The organism is Mycoplasma sp. 1578d (genome assembly GCF_024582695.1).
Lineage (GTDB): Bacteria > Bacillota_I > Bacilli_A > Mycoplasmatales > Metamycoplasmataceae > Mycoplasmopsis.
The window spans coordinates 503965-527168 of sequence record NZ_CP102081.1; the positions used below are offsets into that span (position 1 = coordinate 503965).

13 protein-coding genes, 3 tRNA genes and 2 rRNA genes are annotated in these 23204 nt (G+C 31.4%); 7 read left to right on the plus strand and 11 right to left on the minus strand.

Translation table 4 applies throughout. From position 1 onward, the window contains the following. Positions 1 to 126: 126 nt before the first annotated feature. From NPA11_RS01980 to NPA11_RS02000, 5 genes are all read right to left on the minus strand, one after another. A complete protein-coding gene (locus NPA11_RS01980; RefSeq protein WP_257043149.1) occupies positions 127 to 912 on the minus strand; it encodes a Nif3-like dinuclear metal center hexameric protein in 786 nt (261 codons plus the stop codon). A gap of 2 nt (positions 913 to 914) precedes the next feature. Continuing rightward, positions 915 to 2441 (minus strand): RNA polymerase sigma factor, encoded by a 1527-nt coding sequence (locus tag NPA11_RS01985; RefSeq protein ID WP_257043150.1) that lies wholly within the window; start codon positions 2439 to 2441, stop codon positions 915 to 917. Positions 2442 to 2451: 10 nt separating this feature from the next. Continuing rightward, positions 2452 to 4359, minus strand: a complete 1908-nt coding sequence (dnaG, locus tag NPA11_RS01990) for a DNA primase (RefSeq protein WP_257043151.1) — start codon at positions 4357 to 4359, stop codon at positions 2452 to 2454. 19 nt (positions 4360 to 4378) lie between these two features. Then, the gene (locus NPA11_RS01995; RefSeq protein WP_373457085.1) at positions 4379 to 5731 is read right to left on the minus strand and encodes a glycine--tRNA ligase; all 1353 of its coding nucleotides are present in this window, start codon (positions 5729 to 5731) and stop codon (positions 4379 to 4381) included. An 86-nt stretch (positions 5732 to 5817) separates the two neighbouring features. Then, positions 5818 to 7179: an MAG3090 family protein gene (locus NPA11_RS02000; protein ID WP_257043153.1), complete on the minus strand. Its 1362-nt coding sequence runs from the start codon at positions 7177 to 7179 to the stop codon at positions 5818 to 5820. Positions 7180 to 7399: 220 nt separating this feature from the next. Between NPA11_RS02000 and NPA11_RS02005 the strand changes: the two genes are divergently transcribed. Both NPA11_RS02005 and NPA11_RS02010 read left to right on the plus strand, forming a co-directional pair. Continuing rightward, positions 7400 to 7738 carry a hypothetical protein gene (locus NPA11_RS02005; RefSeq protein ID WP_257043155.1) on the plus strand — a complete coding sequence of 113 codons (339 nt, stop codon included), beginning with the start codon at positions 7400 to 7402 and terminating at the stop codon, positions 7736 to 7738. Continuing rightward, positions 7725 to 8981 (plus strand): hypothetical protein, encoded by a 1257-nt coding sequence (locus tag NPA11_RS02010; protein WP_257043156.1) that lies wholly within the window; start codon positions 7725 to 7727, stop codon positions 8979 to 8981. Before NPA11_RS02005 ends, NPA11_RS02010 begins: the two co-directional genes overlap by 14 nt. Before the next feature lie 45 nt (positions 8982 to 9026). Here the strand turns inward: NPA11_RS02010 and NPA11_RS02015 are convergent, their stop codons facing one another. From NPA11_RS02015 to NPA11_RS02025, 3 genes are all read right to left on the minus strand, one after another. Then, positions 9027 to 9623, minus strand: coding sequence for a hypothetical protein (locus tag NPA11_RS02015; protein WP_257043158.1), 597 nt, complete (start codon positions 9621 to 9623; stop codon positions 9027 to 9029). 215 nt (positions 9624 to 9838) lie between these two features. After that, a 23S ribosomal RNA gene (locus NPA11_RS02020) occupies positions 9839 to 12729 on the minus strand. Positions 12730 to 13015: 286 nt separating this feature from the next. Beyond that, positions 13016 to 14523 (minus strand): 16S ribosomal RNA (locus NPA11_RS02025). The 16S and 23S rRNA genes sit together here, the layout of an rRNA operon. A gap of 221 nt (positions 14524 to 14744) precedes the next feature. Here NPA11_RS02025 and NPA11_RS02030 point away from each other — a divergent pair. Together NPA11_RS02030 and NPA11_RS02035 are read left to right on the plus strand one after the other, a co-directional pair. Beyond that, positions 14745 to 14829 (plus strand) — tRNA-Leu (locus NPA11_RS02030). A gap of 66 nt (positions 14830 to 14895) precedes the next feature. Next, complete coding sequence (locus NPA11_RS02035) at positions 14896 to 15774, plus strand: MAGa3780 family membrane protein (protein ID WP_257043160.1); 879 nt, start codon at positions 14896 to 14898, stop codon at positions 15772 to 15774. Between the two features lie 90 nt (positions 15775 to 15864). Here NPA11_RS02035 and NPA11_RS02040 read toward each other — a convergent pair. The 3 genes from NPA11_RS02040 to NPA11_RS02050 form a co-directional block, all read right to left on the minus strand. After that, positions 15865 to 15941: transfer RNA gene (locus NPA11_RS02040), tRNA-Arg, on the minus strand. Positions 15942 to 15948: 7 nt separating this feature from the next. Continuing rightward, positions 15949 to 16024: transfer RNA gene (locus NPA11_RS02045), tRNA-Cys, on the minus strand. Positions 16025 to 16156: 132 nt separating this feature from the next. Continuing rightward, the gene (locus NPA11_RS02050; protein ID WP_257043162.1) at positions 16157 to 18682 is read right to left on the minus strand and encodes a hypothetical protein; all 2526 of its coding nucleotides are present in this window, start codon (positions 18680 to 18682) and stop codon (positions 16157 to 16159) included. 267 nt (positions 18683 to 18949) lie between these two features. Between NPA11_RS02050 and NPA11_RS02055 the strand changes: the two genes are divergently transcribed. From NPA11_RS02055 to NPA11_RS02065, 3 genes are all read left to right on the plus strand, one after another. After that, positions 18950 to 20176 carry a DNA methyltransferase gene (locus NPA11_RS02055; protein WP_257043164.1) on the plus strand — a complete coding sequence of 409 codons (1227 nt, stop codon included), beginning with the start codon at positions 18950 to 18952 and terminating at the stop codon, positions 20174 to 20176. A gap of 85 nt (positions 20177 to 20261) precedes the next feature. Continuing rightward, positions 20262 to 20732 (plus strand): hypothetical protein, encoded by a 471-nt coding sequence (locus NPA11_RS02060; protein ID WP_257043166.1) that lies wholly within the window; start codon positions 20262 to 20264, stop codon positions 20730 to 20732. Further along, positions 20726 to 22972 carry a DEAD/DEAH box helicase gene (locus NPA11_RS02065; RefSeq protein ID WP_257043168.1) on the plus strand — a complete coding sequence of 749 codons (2247 nt, stop codon included), beginning with the start codon at positions 20726 to 20728 and terminating at the stop codon, positions 22970 to 22972. Before NPA11_RS02060 ends, NPA11_RS02065 begins: the two co-directional genes overlap by 7 nt. The last annotated feature ends 232 nt before the right edge of the window (positions 22973 to 23204 follow it).

Consider the following 23204-nt stretch of genomic DNA (forward strand, 5'->3'; position numbering starts at 1 on the left):
TTTGGAAAAAATATTTACAAATATATTCAAATTATAACAGAAAAAGAAAGTATAAATTGCTATTATAAACAAAAACAAACAATTTGTAAAACATTTTTTTAAAAATAAAAAGGAATTTAAAAATTGTTATTTTGTTGTTATATTGTAGAAAGGATTTCTTATTTCAGCGGTTAAAACATTAAGTTCAGGAAATGCTTTGGTAAGTAATTCAGACATGTGTCATATAAAAACTTGCTCGTCTAAATGCGGAATTTCTAGTATTTTAGCTTTGATTTGGTGAAAATTAATTCAATCGCTTCATTTAAAATCGCTACTAATAATCAGATCGTAATGACGAAAATGAAATTGATTAATATCGCCAATATATCCACTTCCACTTAAAATAGCAATTTTTCTAAGTGGTTGATGATAATTTTGGTGATCAAAATTAGTACGAAAATGCTCAAGATTTAGGTGTTTATATATTTTTTGGAGCACTTGAGCAAAAGTAAGATTGACACTTAAACAAGCACTATATTTAGGCGACCCATATTCAAAATAATTTTCAAGTCCTAAATATTTAACAATTTGATATGAAGTTCCGTATAAATGACCATCATAATTAGTATGGAGTGAATAAACAAAAATTTTAAGTTTTTTGAGTTGATTAAAAATGTCTTGTTTATACGGAGCTTTTATTCATTCTAATTGTTTAGTTTTTTCAAAGAAAAATGGATGATGGGTAATAATTAAATTACAATTTTGATCAATAGCTTTTTGTAATACATCATAAGTTAAATCAATGGCTAATACTACTCCATTGATTTTGTTTCTTTGATTAAATTTAACAGCAAAGCCACTGGGATCTCATGGTTCTTTATTGATGTTAGGATATAATTCATTAAGATAATTAATCAATTGCTTAACTTGCATAATTAGTTTTTAAGAAAATCTTTAAGATTTTTACCATGTTTAGAATTGGATTTGATTTTGCGTAAAATTTTATTTTCAATTTGACGAATCCGTTCTTTAGAAACTCCGTTTCGTTCGCGAGCAAGTTCTTCAAGTGAATGAATACGATAACTTTCGCCATTGCCATTTTTTCCTACTCCAAACCGTTTGCAAATCAATTCTTTTTCATCTAATTCAAGAGTTTCATCGATAATTTGTTGAAGCACTTCGGCTAGTTCTTCTTGGGCAACATAATCAACTGGATTAATGACATTTTCATCTTTAACAAAATCGCTAAAGCTTGAATCGTTTTCTTTACCAACTTGCTTGTCTAGCGAAATTGGATCAATATTGATTTTACGGATATAACGAACTTTATCTGGGGTATATCCTTGGCCAAATTTAGCCGCGATTTGTTCATCACTAGGTTCAGTTCCTAATTCTTGTTGCAATTCACGTTCAATTTTAGAAATTTTATTAATTGTTTCAACCATGTGAACCGGAATCCGAATGGTACGAGCTTGGTCAGCTACAGCCCGTGTAATAGCTTGACGAATTCATCAAGTAGCATAGGTTGAGAATTTAAAACCTTTATGAACATTATATTTTTGAACAGCTTTTAAAATTCCAGCATTACCTTCTGAAATTAAATCAATAAATGAAAGTCCACGATTTTTATACTTTTTAGCATTATTAATCACTAAACGTAAATTGCTTTGAATCAGTTTGTCACGGGCTTTTTTACCTCTAAAACCACCTTTTTCAATTAATGTAGCTAAACGTTTTTCTTCTTCAACAGATAATAATTCACCATACTTACCAATTCAACGCATGTACCATTTAACAATATCATTGGTTTCGGTCAGTTTATTTTGAAGTGATTTACGTTTTTTTGTTAAATCATCTTCATTAAAGTCAATTTCAGCTTCAAAGTCACTCAAACTTAAATTACTTAAATCAATTTCTTCATCTTCAATGCTTTCAGAATCAAAATCAGCCTCAAGTTCACTCTCGCTTTCTTCATCATCCTCGTCTTCTTCGTCAAGATTATCATCACTTGAGTTAAAATCTTCATCTGTGTCTAGAGTTTCAAGATCTAAAAATTCATCATCATCTAACACATCGTCAAAATCCTCATCATCATCTAATAAATCAGCCTCAAAATCATGTTTATCATCTAAGTGATCAACATTTGGATCACTTAAGTTTGATTTTGAATCTTTGTTTTTGTTTTTTAAAACTTTTTTGCTTGATTTTTTAGGGGTCTGATCACTTTGAATTTGAATTTTAATATCTTTTAACGAAGCAAAATCCTCATCTCCAAAATCGACTTGATCTCTAATGTATTCTTTTTCTCTTAGTAATTCAAATAATTCATCTGAACTTTCTTCATCGACCACAATATTCTTTTTAAGTAAAAAATCAAACACTTCCTCTTGGTTAAAGTGCTTCTTTTTCTTACTTTTGAGCTCTTTGTCTAAAATGTCTAAGACTAACTTATATTTTTCCATAATACTCCAATTATTTCTTTCTTTGGTTTCTTTTTGATCAAGATTCTAATGCAAAAGTCGGAACATCACCATGCTCATTGCGACTTTTTTTAAGTAAGTGTTGATATTCATTGCTTCTTTTGAATTCTAGTTTATTAGTTAAAGATTTTAAATATAAATTTTTAGCAAAATTTTGTTCATTAATGCTATTGATTTGCTCAGCGTGATTAATTAAATATTGTTTGATCTCTTTAGTAACTTCATTTGGGTTTAACTTTTGATAAAAAGAGACAATTTGCTCTTTTAGTTTATTGATAAATTGTTCTTTAATAGCTTCATTTTGTGATTGGTCTTGGATTTGATAGTTTAAATTTAGAGCTAAAATTTCTCGAAAAGTAGGCTCTAAATTAACTTCTTGATCATCTTGATAATACATTTCATTGGCAAAAATTGAAAATTGATTTAACACAGCGTTTAGATTCCCTTGATTTTGATTAGCAATATCGCGATTAATTAAATCACGTAGATGATAATTAGCTAAACAAGCAAGGAGCACTTCCATTTTAACGTTTCCATAAATAACTGATTTTTCCAGAGAAAAATTGGTTTTGTTGTGTTGTACAATGTTTGTGTTTTTAAGGACTTTTTTTGCCTGAGTAAATGGTACATCATTGCGCAATGATAATTGTACATTAAAATCATTCATCATACGCTCTTGAATAAGTAATTGCGTTTTAGCGGTTGCATTAGCAAAAATATTAATTAAGTTTTCTTTTAACAATCCAAAATTAACTGAAGTAATATCCACATTAGCTCGATTTAAGCGGTAAAGAATTTTGAAGTTATCATAAACAATATGAGCTCCATTTTTTCGTGAATTTTTTAATATATCAACGAGTACATCGGCGCCATGATTGTTTAAAATTTCATCCGGATCTTTATTAAAATTATTAATTACCACTTCAACTTCAAACTTATTTTCAATTAACTTAACCAATGATTTATTGGTAGCACTTTGACCAGCGGTATCATTATCTAAAAATAAAATTACTTTTAAATCTTTAAGCAAGCTTAAATGGGCATTTGTTAGTGCTGTTCCCATTAAGGCAATAACGTTATTTATTCCAGCTTGATAAAGAGCAATAACATCCATAAAACCTTCAACAATGATAATTTCTCGTTTATCAAAAGCTGAATCTTGAGCATTATTAAAGTTATATAAAATCCGTGATTTTTTAAAAATTTGTGACTCGGGTGAGTTTAAATATTTAGCATATTTTTTATCATCACCAATTGAACGACCACTAAAACCAACGATTTCGCCACGTTCATTTCTAATCCCAAAAATAATACGATTTTTAAAAATTAAATTTAAATTATCATTAATTAATCCAGCTTGATTTAAGTCTAAATCTGAATAAAGCTGATTGGTTTTTAAAATATCAGTGTAATTGTTTAATGGAGCAAATCCAATATCAAACTTTTCAAGAATATCAATTTGATTGATTTTTCGATAGTTAAGAAATTTTTGAGCAAGTTCATTATTAATATTAAGTTTAAAATATGAATTAACTGTATCTAGTAAATCATACATTTTTTGTTTAGCCGGATCGCGAGTGATTTTATTAACATTTTTAAACTGATCAAAGTTAATTGGCAAATTGGCTTGTTGTGCTAAAAATTCAAGTGCTTGAACATAAGAAATTTTTTTAAATTCTTTAACAAAATGCACCACATTCCCTGAATGTCCACAAGCAAAGCACTTATAAATATTTTTTGCAGGTGACACAGTTAAACTTGGTGATGTATCAGCGTGAAATGGGCAAATTCCCACATAATTATTTCCTTTTTTGTTTAGGGAAATAAATTGGGAAATTACATTAACAATATTAGAAGATCTAACAATCAAATCAATGGTGTTGGTTGAAATATTTTTCATTATTAGACCTCCGTATTTTTTATAAATAATCTTTTAATTGATCGATCGAAACACGAATTTGTTCCATAGTATCACGATTTCTCAAGGTGACCATGTGATCGTTTAAAGTTTCATAATCAATAGTTACACACCAATAGGTTCCTATAGCGTCCTGACGACGATATCTTTTCCCTATTGAACCAGATTCATCATATGTTGTTGAAATTCCAAGGTTAATTAGCTCGTTATAAATTGCTTGGGCTTGGATGTCTAATTTTTTAACCAATGGAAGAATTGCAACTTGATAAGGAGTGATGTTTTTGTTCAATTTAAGAACTATTCGTGAATCATTGTCCAATTGCTCAATTTTATATGCATCAATTAAAATTGCTAACATCAAGCGATCAAGTCCAATTGATGGTTCAATAACATAAGGGATAATTTTACTATTGGTTTGCGGATCTAAGTATTCAAGTGTTTCACCACTTGCTTGCATGTGTGAAGATAAATCAAAATCACCACGATTTGCAATACCTAATAATTCACCTCAACCAAAAGGAAAATTAAACTCAATATCACTAGTTGCTTTAGAATAATGAGCTAATTCTTCACTTTCGTGAGCTCGAATTCGAATTGATTGCTCGTTAATTCCAAGTAATTTGACAAAATTATATGCCTTGTTTACATAGTATTTAAATCAAGTGTCTGCTTCTTGTGGATGAGTAAAAAACTCTAATTCCATTTGTTCAAATTCTCTAGTACGGAACACAAAATTACCTGGAGTGACTTCATTTCGAAAACTTTTTCCAACTTGTCCAATTCCAAAAGGTAATTTAGCTCGCATACTTCTTTGAACATTTTTAAAATTAACAAAAATTCCTTGAGCAGTTTCAGGACGAAGGTAGAGTTTAGATTTGGAATCAACAATTACTCCTTGCGAAGTTTCAAACATAAGGTTAAATTGTCTAATTTGTGATCAGTTTGTTGGCGAACCTTCGTATGAAGTTAAATGTTCGTTAAGATATTGTTCCATTTGTTCAAAACTCATTTTTTCAGGAACTAAATTAGGATCAATTTGATTAATTAATTTATCAGCACGATAACGTTTACCGTTCTTTTTATTCTCAATTAATGGGTCAGAAAAATTAGCCACATGACCAGATGTAACTCAAACTTGTGGGTTCATTAATATTTTTGAATCAATTAGAAAATTATGTTTTTCTTTGAAAATGAATTCTTGTTTTCAAAGTTTTTCAATATTATCCTTAAGTAAAGATCCGATCGGTCCATAATCTCAAGTATTGGCTAATCCGCCATATATTTCACTTCCTTGATACACAAAACCTGTGTTTTTTAAATGATTGACCAATTCTTGCATCTTGTCTTTAAGCATAACATTAATTTTACCATTTTTTTAAGAAAAAATGATATGTTAAATCGTAAGAAAAAACACCATTTTTCAGGTGTTTTGAGTCATTATTATTGTGATACAACAACAGCAAGAATAACCAAGATAATAAATAAGGCAACATGTCCTAATAACATTAAAAGAAGTCCGAGTTTATTAACACTTCTTAATTGAGGACCGCTAGCTTTTTTAGGGTCTTTGAAACTTTCTAAAAGAACAAGTTCTTTGCTGTGTTCGTAACTTTCGTGCACAAGTATAGCGTGTTTGTATTCTTCTTTAGAAACAAAAACTACTTGAAGGTTTTTGTATTCAACAAATGAAAGTGCTTGTTGTAAGGTAAGGTTAGTTTGTTCGTCAATATCATAAACATAAATAGCGTTTTCAAGCGAATATTCAACATCTTTGCTTGGTTTAATGTTTCCAAGTAAAATGTCAATTTCTTTGTTGATGATTTGTGAAACAATTTTGTAAACTAATTTAGTATTACGTGATTCATTGATTAATTTTTCTTCTAAATCTAAAGTAAAAGTAATTACTGGAATGTAGTTGCTTTTAATTTCGTAAAATTCATGTTCTGAAACTTTAACAGGTTCTTTAATTTGATCATTGATTAATTGTAATTTATGAGCATATAAACCAAGGGCTTCAACTTGTTTTCTTAATTCAAGCTCTTCAACATAAGCAAATCTCACAGTTCTTTGTGATGAGCATTCACCTTCTTTTTCTTTGTAAATAATTTTTTCAACTTCAACTGGTACTTCTTTGATGATTTCCTTAATGATAACTTTTTCTTTTTCAACAACAGGAGCTTCAACTATTTCACTTCTACGTTTTAAATCTTGAATTTCTTTTAAAAGTTCTGATTTATCGGTTTTTTCGTCATTTAATCTAAGCATTAATGCTTCGATTTCACTTGAATATTTATCACTTGATCTTGAAATTTCAAGTAATAATTGTTCAATTTGTCTGGTTAATGATTCAATCATTAAATCTTTTTTTGATTTTTTAGGAGCGACAAAATCATCATCTTTAGGGAAGTAAGGTTCAATGTTTTCCATGTCTTTGTAAACTGGTTTAAAATCAGTTAAGTATCTAAGTTGAGCAGCTGCACTTCTTTTATCTCTAAATCCGGTATCAGTGAAAATATTTAATTCATCAGCTGTTTGTTGATAATCTAGTCCACCATCAAATTTATCTACGTTAAGTTCGTACTCAAAAATATCACCAACTTTTTCAGCAAGAACTAATCCACCTCAAATTTTATCTTCAGTTTGAAATCAGGTTGCACACTCTAATTCTTTTGATAAGAATCAATTCATTGCATCTTTACGAGTTTTAAAAAGAGCAAGTGGCTGTGATACTTTAGGGTGTTTTAATGCTCATGGATATTCTCTGTTGCTTTGTGGCTTATATAAACATTGTAATCTTTTCATGTATTATTCTCCTTTACACTCCCGAAATTATTAGCAGTGTAATATTTATTAAATTGGTTAAATAAGTATAAATAAATTATAAATTATTTTTTAATTTTTATACTCATTTTATAATATAAAAAATATAAAATTTTAACTTGATTTTAAAGCTCAATACAAAAATATGACTTTGCTTGAAATTTTAAAATTGGACAAGCTAAAAACAAAATATAATTAAAATATGAGTAAGAAAAAAACTGCAATAGGAATTGGTAAGGTGATTAAAATTACCGATTCTTTTATTAAAATATCAGCAAAAAATGGTGATATATTCACAATTCATGCTAAACAAATTAGTGATAAGCCTAATGTTAAAATTAAAAACATTTTTAAAATAAATGATGTAGTTAATTTTTATATCAACTCATACGATACTAAAACTAAAAAAGGAATTGGTTCATTTATGATCAATCATCCTAATTTTTGTGCAGATCCGTTTCAATTTAAATTAGATGAGACGAAAAATGGCTTTGCTAATTTATTAGCATTAACACTAAAGGATATTAATGGAAATACCTAAACTAAGGCGTTCAAATGTACGTTTTGAAAGTAAAAACCAAGATTTAAGCACTTTATATAACCCAAAGCAGTATCAAAAGATTCTTAATCAATTAAATTCGCTTAAGTTTGAAAATTCTGAATATCTAGCGTTTTCGGATATAGCAGAAAATTTTTATCTCTCTGGTGTTGATAAAATAATTAAGCTAGTTAATTATTTTTACACAAAAGAATATTCTCATTTGCTCATTTTCACTAATGTCCAAATCAAACAAGAATTTAAAGCAATTAGAGACTTTGTTTTAAGTTCATTTGATCCATATCAAGAGTATAAAATTAATTGCATTTTCATTGATGTTAATCAATGCAAAGAAACATTAATTCAAAAACTTAAGTATTTACAAAGAATTGATAATGCTAAAATAGCTTTTATTTATACAGATTATTTTGGAACATATGAGCAAATTAATAATTATTATCAATTTACAAAATCTTTTTTAAGTCAAACTAATGATGAGAAAATCTTAAACAATAATACTTTTTACTTAGGTAAACTCAACCCTACTTTAAATGATTTTTACGCTCAACTCGTGGAAACAAATCTTTTTTTTACTACTGATGATATCCATGAACAATTTGTTGCTTTTTCAGATCTGGTTTTGTTTCTTGTTGCAAGTCAAGGGATTGATATTCGTAAATTCGTTCGAGGCTATTGTAAAATTTTAAAACGCTTTAGTGATAAAGAACTTGACAATAATGATGCTTTTAAATTTGCTTGGTTTCTTCACATCAATCACTTTGATACAGTTACCTTTATTTCTAATACTAAGGAAACAGATCGACTTACAAAATTATTTGCTTACGAATTTAATACATTAACTAATGAGCTTATTTGTTGATATGATCATTTAAGTTTTACTCAAGAAAGTTCATTTGGAATTCAAACAATTATTAGCGGTAATATTCATAATTCTAAAGCTTTAATTAATTTTGAAATTAATTATCCTAATTACAATTTTCAGTTTACATCTGATATTAATAGCATTGATAATTTAAGTGATTTTGATCTCTTAACTTTAAACGATATTCAAAAAGCATCACAAAAATCTTTTTTAAATTATTGTGACTCAATTAATCCTGATATTAAATGAATGAATATTACAATCGAAAACACGAAAGAAGAATCCTGCGGAATGGTGATTGCCTTTTTATATTGAGCTAAAATCTTTTTATCACTTTTAAAAAAACAAACCCCGTTCAATTAAAAATGATCAGAATTAACTGATCATTTTTAATTATTTTAAAGAAAATTAATTATTGTTTTGTGGAGCTTTAGCAACTGGTGTGGGTAGTTCATATTTATCAACAGGTCAAGGAATTTGTGGGAATAAGTGTTCAAATCCAGGAATATGATATAACTCACCTTTTTTTAATTTTTCTTTTCTTTCTTGTTCTTCTTTTCCTAATTTCTCGGCAATGCCATTAGCTAATATTGGAAACCCTGGTAAACCTGCAGCACTATTAATTGGTGTAAGAAGTTCTTTTGGAGTTGAAGGTTTTACTTGCTTAGCTGGAATAAAACTTGAAACTCCTGGAGCAAAGTTTTTTGATGAATCTGATGGAGTTTTTAGGTCTGTTGAACTAGCTGATTTATCTGCTGTATCTGTAGGTTGTGGGGTTGGTGTAGGAGTTGTTGGTTTATCTCCTTGTGGTTGGGTTTGAGCTACTGGAGTTGATACAGTATCTTCTTTAGCAGTTGTTAAAACTTTTGTTTCAGTTTTGCTTTCTGAATAATTTGAAGAATTGCTTTTTTGTCCGTATACACTTGAACATGAAACAGCAGTAGCTACTACACTAACAGGTGCTAATAAAAGAAATAGTTTTTTGATTAATCTGTTGTTTTTCATATACTATATTATATCTTGAATTATTAAATTTGTATGTATTTTTTAAGTATATTATAAAACGTTTTCAGACGGTAAAATTATAAGCATAGGTTTTGAATGAGCTTATAATAAAACATAAAAAAATAAAAAAATGCGTCCTATGACGCGTATGCACTTTGAAAACTGAATAGTAATTTGGCATAATAACTTATTAAAATGACTTTGAATTCATCTTAACTTTTAAACCGATCAATTTATTAGTAATGGTCAGCTGAATGTATTACTACACTTACACTTCCATCCTATCAACCTCATAGTCTATAAGGAATTTCAAGGGAATACTTATCTTTGAGGAGGCTTCCCACTTAGATGCTTTCAGCGGTTATCCTTTCCGTACTTAGCTACCCAGCTATGCTTTTGGCAAAACAACTGGAACACCAGCGGTACGTCCACTCCGGTCCTCTCGTACTAAGAGCAGCTCTCATCAATATTCCAACGCCCACATCAGATAGGGACCGAACTGTCTCACGACGTTCTGAACCCAGCTCGCGTACCGCTTTAATTGGCGAACAGCCAAACCCTTGGAACCGACTCCAGCTCCAGGATGCGATGAGCCGACATCGAGGTGCCAAACCTTGCCGTCGATGTGATCTCTTGGGCAAGATAAGCCTGTTATCCCCAGGGTAACTTTTATCCGTTGAGCGACTGCCGTTCCATGACGTACAGCCGGATCACTAAGTCCTGCTTTCGCACCTGCTCGACTTGTAGGTCTCGCAGTCAAGCACACTTTTACCTTTGCGCTCTACATATGGTTTCTGACCATATTGAGTGTACCTTTGAACGCCTCCGTTACCTTTTAGGAGGCGACCGCCCCAGTCAAACTACCCACCACGCACTGTCCCCCTACTGGATTACAGTAGCAGGTTAGAAACTCAACATACCAAGGGTGGTATTTCAAGGATGACTCCATTAAAACTAGCGTTTTAATCTCACTGTCTCCCACCTATCCTACACATGTTAGGCCAAGTTTCAATACGAAGTTGTAGTAAAGCTCCATGGGGTCTTTTCGTCTTGATGCGGGTATCCAGCGTTTTCACTGGAACCATAATTTCACCGAGTCTAGTGTTGAGACAGTTGAGAGATCATTGCGCCTTTCGTGCAGGTCAGTATTTAGCCGACAAGGAATTTCGCTACCTTAGGACCGTTATAGTTACGGCCGCCGTTCACCCGGGCTTCACTTCAACGCTTTGCATTAAGCTAACGCATCCGCTTAACCTTCGGGCACTGGGCAGGCTTCACCCCCTATACTTCACCTTGCGGTTTAGCAGAGAGCTGTGTTTTTGATAAACAGTTGCCCCTCACAATTTACTGTGGCCTATTAAATAGGCACCCCTTCTCGCGAACTTACGGGGTTATTTTGCAGAGTTCCTTAACACTAGTTTTCTCGCTCGCCTTAGAATACTCATCTTGGGAACGTGTGTCCGTTCTCGGTACAGGTATCTGCAACTTTATAACGCTTAGAAGCTTTTCTAGGAAGCATGAAATCACACAATTAAACTCTTTTACGAGTCTATGCATTACTCCTTTTGGTTATAGAACACGCATTTAACTATGTTCACCAATTAAAGCTTACCCCCAAATCCATTAATGGGTAGTGCTATCCTTCTCCGTCACTCCATCACTTGTTGCAGAAAGTACAGGAATATTAACCTGTTGTCCATCAGATACGCTTTTCAGCCTCTCCTTAGGTCCTGACTAACCCTGGGTGGACGAACCTTGCCCAGGAAACCTCTCCCAATAGGCGTCGTAGATTCTCACTACGAATCGTTACTCATACCGGCATTCTCACTTCTAAACGCTCCACCAGTGCTCACGCTCTGACTTCACTGCGTTTAGAACGCTCCTCTAACGTACATAAATGTACCCGTGGCTTCGGTATTGTGTTTACTCCCGTTACATTATTGGCGCAGGGTCTCTTGACTAGTGAGCTATTACGCACTCTTTAAAGGATGGCTGCTTCTAAGCCAACCTCCTAGTTGTTTATGAAACCCCACAACCTTTCTGACTTAACACAATTTTGGGACCTTAGCCGACGATCTGGGTTGTTGCCCTCGCGAGCCGGGACGTTAGCACCCCGGTTCCGACTGCATGATAATACACAATGGTATTCGGAGTTTGATTATAGTCAGTACCGCTAGGCGCGGCCATTCCATATTCAGTGCTCTACCACCAAAGTTTAACATCACACGCTAGCCCTAAAGCTATTTCGAGGAGAACCAGCTATCTCCAAGTTCGATTGGAATTTCTCCGCTATTCACAAGTCATCCGGGCACTTTTCAGCGTACTACGGTTCGACCCTCCACTTGGGATTAGCCAAGCTTCAGTCTGCTCATGAATAGATCACCTGGTTTCGGGTATATGTCATCATACTAATGCGCCCTATTCAGACTCGATTTCTCTACGGCTCCGCTTTTGTCCACTTAACCTCGCATGATAACATAACTCGCCGGTCCATACTGCAAGATGTACGCCATCACCCATTAACGGGCTCTGACTAATTGTAAGTAAGTGGTTTTAGAATCTCTTTCACTCCCCTCCGGGGTTCTTTTCACCTTTCCCTCACGGTACTAGTTCGCTATCGGTGTCTGGTTAGTATTTAGCCTTACCGGATGGTCCCGGCTGATTCAGACAGGGTTTCACGTGCCCCGCCCTACTCAGGATGCTATCAGAAGATTTTGCCATTTCGCATACGGGAGTTTCACCCTCTGTGCTTTAGTTTCCCAACTAATTTTGCTATGACAAAATTTTGTAACTTCATGTAGATAGTCCTACAACCCCAACATATGTTGGTTTGGGCTCTTCCATTTTCGCTCGCCGCTACTAGTGGAATCATTGTTTATTTTCTTTTCCTGTTGCTACTAAGATGTTTCAGTTCACAACGTCTCTCGTCAAAAGCAACTATATATTCATTGCTTAGCAATTAGACTTTACTCTAATTAGGTTTCCCCATTCGGACATCCCCGTATCGTAGCTTATATCCAGCTCCACGAGGCTTTTCGCAGGTAATCACGTCCTTCATCGACTTCCAGACCCAAGGCATCCACCACAAACTCTTACTTATTTAAAAGTTATGTATTTTCCTATTGTTGATGTATTCAAAGACATTTTAATAAATTATTATTGCTAATAATTCTCAACTCGGTATCACAAAACAAATTGACTAAAAAATGTTTTTTGATGTCGTTGTTATATTAATTAATATCTTTACTATTCAGTTTTCAAAGAACATATGAGAGTAAGCTCTCTCAAAACTAGATATATCATTGGACTATTGACAATGTACATAACGGTATTTAAAAATAGTCTTATTCAGGTAAATAATTCGTTGAACGAATTATCTTTGTACTCCGTAGAAAGGAGGTGATCCATCCCCACGTTCTCGTAGGGATACCTTGTTACGACTTAACCCCAGTCACCAGTCCTGCCTTAGGCGGTTGTCTCCGTAGTTAACAAAACCGACTTCGGGCATTACCAGCTCCCGTGGTTTGACGGGCGGTGTGTACAAGACCCGAGAACGTATTCACCGTAGCGTAGCTGATCTACGATTACTAGCGATTCCGACTTCATGAAGTCGAGTTGCAGACTTCAATCCGAACTGAGAATAGTTTTTTGAGATTTGCTCCATGTTGCCATCTTGCTTCTCTTTGTACTATCCATTGTAGCACGTGTGTTGCCCCACTCGTAAGAGGCATGATGATTTGACGTCATCCCCACCTTCCTCCCAGTTACCTGGGCAGTCTCCTTAGATCATGTAACTAAGAATAAGGGTTGCGCTCGTTGCAGGACTTAACCGAACATCTCACGACACGAGCTGACGACAACCATGCACCATCTGTCATTTTGTTAACCTCAACTATATCTCTATAGCGTTGCAAAAGATGTCAAGAGTGGAGTAAGGTTCTACGCGTATCTTCAAATTAAACCACATGCTCCACCGCTTGTGCGGATCCCCGTCAATTCCTTTAAGTTTCACTCTTGCGAGCATACTACTCAGGCGGATGATTTAATGCGTTAGCTGCGCTAATGGTGTCCATCAGCTAATCATCATCGTTTACGGCGTGGACTACCAGGGTATCTAATCCTGTTTGCTCCCCACGCTTTCGTCTCTCAGTGTCAGTATATTCCCAGTTAATTGCCTTCGCCATATTGGTGTTCTTCCTTATATCTACGCATTCCACCGCTTCACAAGGAATTCCATTAACCTCTAAATAACTCTAGTCTATCAGTATCCAACGCGATTTGGGGTTGAGCCCCAAGTTTTGACGCCAGACTTAATAAACAACCTACAGACGCTTTACGCCCAATAATTCCGGATAACGCTTGCAACCTATGTATTACCGCGGCTGCTGGCACATAGTTAGCCGTTGCTTTCTGACAAGGTACCGTCAAGATAATAGCATTTCCTCTATTATTTTTTCTTCCCTTATAACAGCAGTTTACAACCCGAAGGCCTTCATCCTGCACGCTGTGTCGCTCCATCAAGCTTTCGCTCATTGTGGAAAATTCCCTACTGCTGCCTCCCGTAGGAGTCTGGGCCGTATCTCAGTCCCAGTGTGGCGGTTCAGTCTCTCAACCCCGCTAAACATCATCGCCTTGGTAAGCTTTTACCTTACCAACTAGCTAATGTTCCGCACCCCGATCCTTTAGTGAAGCATTCGCTCCTTTGATATTACTAACATGCGTTAATAATAAGTATCCGGCATTAGCGCTAATTTCTCAGCGTTATTCCAATCTAAAGGGCACGTTAAGTACGTGTTACTCACCCATTCGCCGCTAAGTTTATAAATAAACTCCGCTCGACATGCATGTATTAGGCACACAGCCAGCGTTCATCCTGAGCCAGGATCAAACTCTCGAAAAAATTGACTGTCATGTATTGTTATATATCTAGTTTTCAAAGAACTTTTTTGCTATTGTAGCTTTCTAATTATACATATAAAAAATTTTTACAAAAACAAATTATTATTTTTTTAATTGAATATGGTATCTTTGCTTTGAGCTTGTTGATTAAAATGAATGTGGATTTTAAAGTAAATTAGTTTGATTTCTTGCTTGAAGTGTTATAATTAATAAGCACATCAAGCCCGAGTGGTGAAATTGGCAGACACGCTAGACTAAGGATCTAGTGCAGCAATGCGTGCAGGTTCAAGTCCTGTCTTGGGCACCATATCAAAATATTATTGATCATTTAAAAAACGCTTAGGCGTTTTTTAATATAATTTATATAACATATATGCACAAAAGTATTGAAGAGATTATTAAAAAATATCGAAAATTTACCACCTTAGATTGGGTGATTTTTTGCATTGGCGTTGGGTTAATTTTAAATATTACTATTTTAACTTTGCTTGAATGACACTTTGTTTCCATTGAGAATGTTCAAGTCTTTAAAGCTCTTAAGCAAGTTCTTGATGCTAATAAAAACATTTTCACTCCTGAGCAACAGAATTTAATTTATCCTAATGCTATTAAAGATTTTTGAGGTGGATCAACTTATTGATTTACATTTATGACCAATGTGTATTTAGCCATAACTTTAGCATTTTTTTCATTTTATAAACAGTCAAAAAAAGCTCAAGTCATGTTTTTTGCTTCAATTGTATATATAAGCATTACTTGTTCAATGTATTGATTAAGTGTGATTATTGATCCTGAACAATTTAATAAATTAAGTTTATTTAGCAAAATTAAATCGGTTATATACCATGCGGTTACTCCATTTATTGCTATAGTGTTAATTATTTTTATACGGAAAGAGCTTGAAATTGATAATATTCATATTTGAGCTTTAATTATTTTTCCGTTATTTTATTATCTATTTACTCTTGCTATTTATTTTATTGGATATAAATATTATGCTAATTTTAAAGTCACAGATTCAGAAATTGATCGTGGAATAGTAATTTATTCGCAAGTATCATTTTATCGTCCGTTAGGATACCAAGGGGATAGTAAATATTTAATTGTTATTTTTAACATTATCTTATGTGCAATGAGTTTATTTATTGCACCGATTATTGGGTTTATTTATCGAAAAATTTTACGAATTAAATCAGCAAATCAACAGACTCTACCAAAACTTGTTTATCGTCGTGTGGTCAAAAATAAATAACGCAAAAAGCGTTATTTATTTTACTCTTTGAAATATTTAAAAAAGAAAACCACACTTTGCAATGTGGTTGGTCATGTATTTATCATGGTATGGCGCGCCCAGCAGGAGTCGAACCCGCAACCTTTAGGGCCGTAACCTAACACTCTGTCCAGTTGAGCTACGGGCGCATAATAATGGAGGCACCAACGGGACTCGAACCCGTAAATCAGAGTTTTGCAGACTCGTGCCTTGGCCTTTTGGCTATGGTGCCAATAACCAAATTTAACTTGCTTAATGTGCTTATTAATTATACTAGAAAATAAGCAAATTCAAATAGAAAAAATGAAAATAAAAATCAGAGCTAAAAACTCTGATTTTTGCTTGTCTCTTATTCAAATAAGTACTATCTTGTGGTAGTTGTTGGAGTACTTTCTTTGGCTTTAGCAGCATTAACTGCGTCCATATATGCTTTATAAACTTGCTCTCATCTTGTTCTTAATGATTCTGAGTAGAATCACACTTTATCAATATCAGTTTTTAAAGTAATAATGCGGTCATATCCTAAATTGTCTTGTGGTTTAAGCGGAGTTGATAATGCTGGTCCAACAAGATTAATGTAGGCTTGAGCTAATTCAAGTTGAGCTTTTCGATTATTTTGATCATCCTTATTAACATCTTTATCTACATATAAAGCTGAAAGGGCAAACCTAATATTATTTGCTTGATTAAACGCTTTAGTAACTGCTGAGTCATTTGATGAAACGTTTTCTGAATATAAATCTAAGAAATCTTCACTTTCTTGTTCAAACGAAGCTTTATTATTCATAATAATTTGTTTTCTCACATTTTGTTCGGCGTTTTTAAGGTCTTCTAAAGCTTGATCATAAACTTTTTTAACTTGAGCAAATCCATTAGTTTTGTCATTGAATTTATTTGCAAATTCAGTTAATTTCTCAATTGTATCAGCTTCTTTTAATTGTTTATATAATTCTTGTGCTTTGGTATATAAAGCTTTAACATCTTTAAGATCTTTTTCTAATTTGGTTTTGTCAAAAGGAGATACAGTGAAATGGTTCCCAAATTCTTGATTTAAGAATGCTGCGTTTTGTTCACCGTTAATATCGCTAACAAATGGGAGAAGTTGATTAGCTTGACCTTTTAATCCATCTAATATAGTTTTGTTAGATCCTTCAAAAGTTTTAAATAATGCATCAAATCTTTCAAGGTTACTTAACATTAAGAATACTGTAGTTTTTTCTGCCCCTTCATTTTTGTAATATTCTGGGTCTGAAACACTTGAGAATAATTCTTCTACAGCTGAATCACTTGTGCTAGTTGAAGCATTATTTAATGTTACAAGTTGATCATAGTAAACATCTAATTTTGCTTTTTCGTTAGCAAGAGCTGTCATTCCTAAGTTGCTAAAGATATCTAAATGTCTGTATGTAGTATATTTGTCAATTCTTTCTTTAACTTTTTGCATTAAATCACTTGATGTCTTTTTGTTTTCGTAAGCTGTTGAAAGTCTTTCGATATTGTAATCAAAATATAAATCATAAACTTTTTTAAGAACTTGAGTATATTTAGTTACTTTATCGTTAAGTTCATTTAATTTTGCTGCTGTATATTCATCATTATTTTTTACATCAACTGCTGTTGCTTTTGAGTTAATGAATTTGTAGAATTCAGCAACTTCTTGCATATCTTTATTTTCTTGGTTTAAAGGATATTTTTTATCTCTATCCTCATTTTCATTGAAAACTGCTGAAATTAAAAGTTTAAGCGAATTAATTTTCTTTGAACCATCTTGATCATTTTTAGTTAATTCTAAATAATGTTTTAATGATAAAACAGTGCTTCTTTGCTCTTCGGTTAAACCACTATATTTAGTTTCATAAGCCGCTTGTTTTTTAGCTTCATTGTATTGATGTGCTGCTCTTACTAAAGCCATTACAAATTTATGTCTATTTTCAAATTTATCTTTATCAAGTTTTGCTGGGAGATGTGGACTTATATATTCAAAAGGGATAACTTTTTTTTGTGATCCACTATTGGTGGATACATCTCTCTTTTTTCTTGTTTTTTGTTTTGATTTTTTATTAGAGGTGGTTTGTTTTTGTTTCTTCTTTTCTTCTTCTATTTTCTTCTTTTCATCCTCAACTTCTTTGAGAAGTTCTTCAGCAGATTTTGCCTTTGGATATGTTGGATTTTCTAAATTTAGATAAACTTGATATTCAGAATCTGCTTTATTAGCAAGACCTTGAGCATCAGTTGAAAGATTAGTAAATTTATCTACTTCAGCTTTGAGAGCTTCTACTTCAGTCTTAATTTTATCTAGACTGCTAGCGCTAGCAACAAGAGGTGATGTTTCTGGAGAATCAAATTCGGTAAGACCTGAAATTTCTTTAAGTGCTTTATTTAATTTTGCTTCTGATTGAACAAATAAATCAAGTCCATAAAACTGGTATTGTTCTTTAGTTTCAATTTGTGCATTTTCATCTCTTGTTGAAAAAGATTCAAAAAAGTTTCTTATTGTATTAACGTTTGAAAAAAAATGGTTTTCATCTTCGGTAAAAGCTAAGTAGTATGACAATCTTTCTAAACGATCAAGTTCTGAATCGCTGTCACTACTTAGTTTTTTAGCCTCTTTAACAAGTTTTTTATATCTGTCCACTACTTTCTTTTGTTCTGCATCGATTTTATTAGCAGTAAGATTATCGGTAGGAGTTACAGTAGTTGCTTGGGTAGTGATTACTTGTTTTAATGTTTCTTGTTTTTTAGTGGTTGTTGTCTCGGTTGATGTAGAAGGTGTTTTTGTAGGAGAAGATGGATTCTCTTTATTGGTTTGAGTAGTGTTGCATGCAATTCCTAAAAAAGGTAAAACCCCTAGTGAAAGCGATGCTACAAAAAGTCTCTTTTTTAATTTCATGTTGAATCTCCGATATTATTAATTCATAATTTGTACAATGTATTTTTTAAGTTTATATATGCATAAAATTATATCACTATTTTGACGTAATCTTTTTGACTAAATAAAAGAATTGTATTTTTATTAAATTTAAGTTCTTCTTATATAATAAATGGTGAATAAATTATTTAAAATTATACTACTTAAATTAATTAAAAAAATTTCTATTTTATATAATTAATTTTAATTTAAAAAAATTCATAAAACTTTATCAGAAACGAGTAATAAATGGCAAATATATCACAACAGAAAAGACGAAAAATGATTAATTTTTTAGATAAGTTAAAACAAATTAACGAAGATGAAGAGAGTATAAAAATTATCAATGAAATAGAAAACTATTTAAATGATAAAAAATATGGTTTAATCTGAGAAAAACACACCGAAAAGTTAGAAGAAATGTTAGAAGACAATGTTCCGGTGTTTATGGATATAACTGATAAAAAAATAAGTTATCCCGAAAATGAAGATTATAACTTTTTGCTCGAGGGGGACAATCTTCACTCTTTAACGCTTCTTGAAAAAACACATAAGGATAGAATTGATGTTATTTATATTGATCCACCATATAACACAGGGAACAAAGACTTTATTTATAATGATTCTTTCGTTGAAAAAAGCGATGGATACTATCATAGCAAATGATTAAGTTTTATGAGCAGAAGAATTCAAATTGCTAAAAAGCTTTTAAAAGATGATGGAATCATATTTATCTCTATTGACGATAATGAACAAGCTCAGCTAAAATTACTTTGCGATGAAATTTTCGGAGAACAAAATTTAGTTTCTACTTTATGTGTTGAATTATCTAAAACTCAGGGAATGAAAGTAAAATCTGCACAAGAGGGAAGAATAGTCAAAAACCACGAATATATTTATGTGTATTGTAAAGATATAAATAAGGCATACGATTCTAGAAAACCATTATTTGATAGTGCTGATATTTGAGATAATCATTATAGTAAAGTTCTAATTAAAAATGAAAGATCTTTTAATTTATTGACAATAAATGACTATATAAAAGAACATCACAAAGATATATATAAAGAATTTGAAAATAGAAATTTATTAGATAAAAATCAAATAAATGAAAAGAGTATAAGAATTGCAATAATGATTGATGAAAAAATAAAAGAATTCTTTTATAAAACAATTGCTGACAAAATCGTTCGTGAAATGGCTTGTTCGATATCGATTCCTAGAGAAATTAAGGAGAAATTAATAAATAATAAAATAGTTGAATATAAAAAGTATTTTTTAACTTATACAAGTAATGGAAAATTAAGACAATATAGAACTTTATCTGAAAACATTAATAAAAGCGATGAATACAATAGTGTTTGAGGAAGAGTTACAATAAGAGGAGCATTGTGAAAGGGTTTTTATTCAGATATGATGAATATACAAAAAGAAGGAATGGTAGATTTTAAAAACGGTAAAAACCTGTTAGACTAATATTACAACTTAATAAATGATGTAACAGACCAAATTCAATAGTACTTGATTTTTTGGTGGCAGCGGAACGACAGCGCATGCAGTTATGCAACTCAATAAAGAAGATGGCGGAAATAGAAAATACATTCTTTGTGAAAGTAATGAAAATGACATTTGCAAAAATGTTACATACAAAAGATTGAAAAATATCCAAAACGAATTACCACACAACTTAAGGTATTATAAGACAAATTTCATCCGGAAATTTCATCCGGAAATTTCATCCGATCGAGATGATCGATTAATCTCACTTAAACTATTAAAAAATATTAAAGAACTAATTGAGCTCGAACATCATATTGAAATTGATAATAAAAAATTTATTATTTTAGAAAATGAGCAAGACCTTGATGATGTTATCAAAAGAATAGTTAATAATGGTAAATTATTTATTAATCAAGGAGTATTTTTATCCAGAACTCAACAAAGAATTCTAGACGAAAAAAACATTACTATCATAGATATCCCAGAATATTACTATAAGGATGAACTTAGAAAGTCGGGGGAATTATGATAGGAATAAGATTAAAAAATTTTCAAGAAAGAGCTGTGGACTTCCTTATAAATAAAACAAATAATTTAAATTCACGATCTAAAATTGTGGTTGAAAGTCCAACAGGAAGCGGAAAAACAATTATATTATTAGCTTTTATCGAAAAATATTTAGATTATAACCCAAATGATATTGTTTGTTGATTGTGTCCAGGTAAAGGGGATCTCGAGGAACAATCGAAAGAAAAAATGAATAAATTTGTTCCAAATATAAAAAATGGTTCTTTATTCGATATATTATCAAATGGCTTTAGAGATGGGACTACTTATTTTATTAACTGGGAAACAATTACTAAAAAAGATAATAACGCTTTAAAAGAAAGTGAAAGAAAAAATCTTTTTGAACGAATCGCTGAAGCTCATAAACAAGGAAAAAAATTTATTATTATCATCGATGAAGAACATCAAAATGATACTTCAAAAGCTAATGACATTATTTCCAGTATAAATGCTAATTATGAAATTAGAGTTTCAGCTACTCCGAAAAAAAGAATTCTAGGTGAATTTCATCAAATATCTGAACTCGATGTTATTAATGAAGAATTAATCACAAGATTTATGTACATAAATAAGGATCTAGATGCTGTTAGTGTATCTAATCCAGAACATGAGGCTGAAATACTGATTGAAAAAGCTGATCAAATTAGAAAACAAATTCAATTAGCTTATATTAAAGAAAACGAAAATGTAAGACCGCTTGTATTGATACAATTCCCAAATCTCAGCGATACATTAGTTGAATTTGTTGAAAATAAGTTAAATCAAATGGGATATAGTTATGAAAATAAAATGGTAGCTTCTTGATTTAGTATTGATGATAAGAAATTTAATTCCAAAAAAATAGGAAAAATAAACATAGGTACTACCAAACAGGATAGCATTACTAATTTAGATGCAACTCCGGTATTTTTGCTTTTTAAACAGGCTTTATCAACCGGATGAGATTGTCCACGTGCAAAAATTTTAATTAAACTACGTGAAAATATGAGCGACACCTTCGAAGTACAAACTCTTGGACGTTTAAGAAGAATGCCTAGAGCTAAACATTATGGAAACGAACTTCTTGATTGTTCATATCTGTATACATTTGATGAAAAATATAAATTAGAAGTGTTGAAAAAAGGCGGGGCTTTTGAAACACAAAGGCTTTTCTTAAAAGAGGAAGTTAAACCATTAAAGCTAAAAAAAGAATTTAGAAATAAAGATGGAACTTATGCTGATGAAAAAGAAATTAGAAATAAAATTTTTGATTTTTATATTAAAAAGTATTCGTTGACAAAAGAATATGACAAAAATTTAGTGATTCTTGAAAATAATGGATTTATAATAAACGAAAATTTAAAAAGAAAATATTTAGAAGGTAAATTTTTAACACTAAACAATATAAGTGATGAACAATTTAATCACAAAGAATTTGATATTAAAATTAATACTGATCAGCATGGTAAGTATTTACGGCGTTATATTGATTCGATTAAAAAAGTTATTGGGCTTAGTTATGAAAAAACTAGTGAATTATTAAAGACTTTATTTTTAGAAGTTTTTGGAAATGAAGAATATAAGATTTTGAATTTAAATAAATATTGGTTTTATGCATTTATAATAAATAATGAAGCTATTATCAGAGAAGATTTAAAAACTTTTGCTTCTATGAAACGTGAGCAAAAGTTTCCGTTAGAAAATAAAGTGGAAGATTTTTCCATCCCATTAGAGGAACATTTTAAATATTCATCAGATGAACCAAATAAAAGAATATTAAATACAAACGTTTATAAAGAATATAATACAGCTATGATAACTGATGATTTTAGATCTAGATCTGAAAGATTATTTGAGTATTATTGCGAAAAAAATAATAAGGTTAAATATATTTACAAAAACGGTGATAGTGGACAACAATATTTATCAATTGTTTATCAAGACAATTCGGAAAAACAAAGGCTATTCTACCCAGATTATGTGGTTATATTAAATGATAATTCAATCTGATTAATTGAAACTAAAGGTGGAGAACTTAACGACCAAAGCAAAAATATTGATAATCAATCTGAAAACAAATTCGAAGCAATTAAAAACTTTGCTCAAAAACATGGTTACAATTTCGGATTCGTCAGAGACAAAAATGATCAATTGTACCTTAACAACACCCAATATACTGAAAATATGAAAGACAAAAACTGAAAAAGCATAGAAAAAATATTTTAACTATAAAAAATCATAGTTATAATAACATAAACAAGTTGTTTAGAAACTCCTATCAAATCTATTAAGGAGTTTTTTGTTTTTTATAACTAGTATGTTGTGATTTAAATTGTTTAAACAGTTGTTTTTAATATTTTTCAAAAATAATATGTAAAGAACATAGATTTAAGATAAAAAAAGAAATGAAGGAATTAAGTGAACAAAAAATTGATGTTAAGTTGAATTTATAGAAATA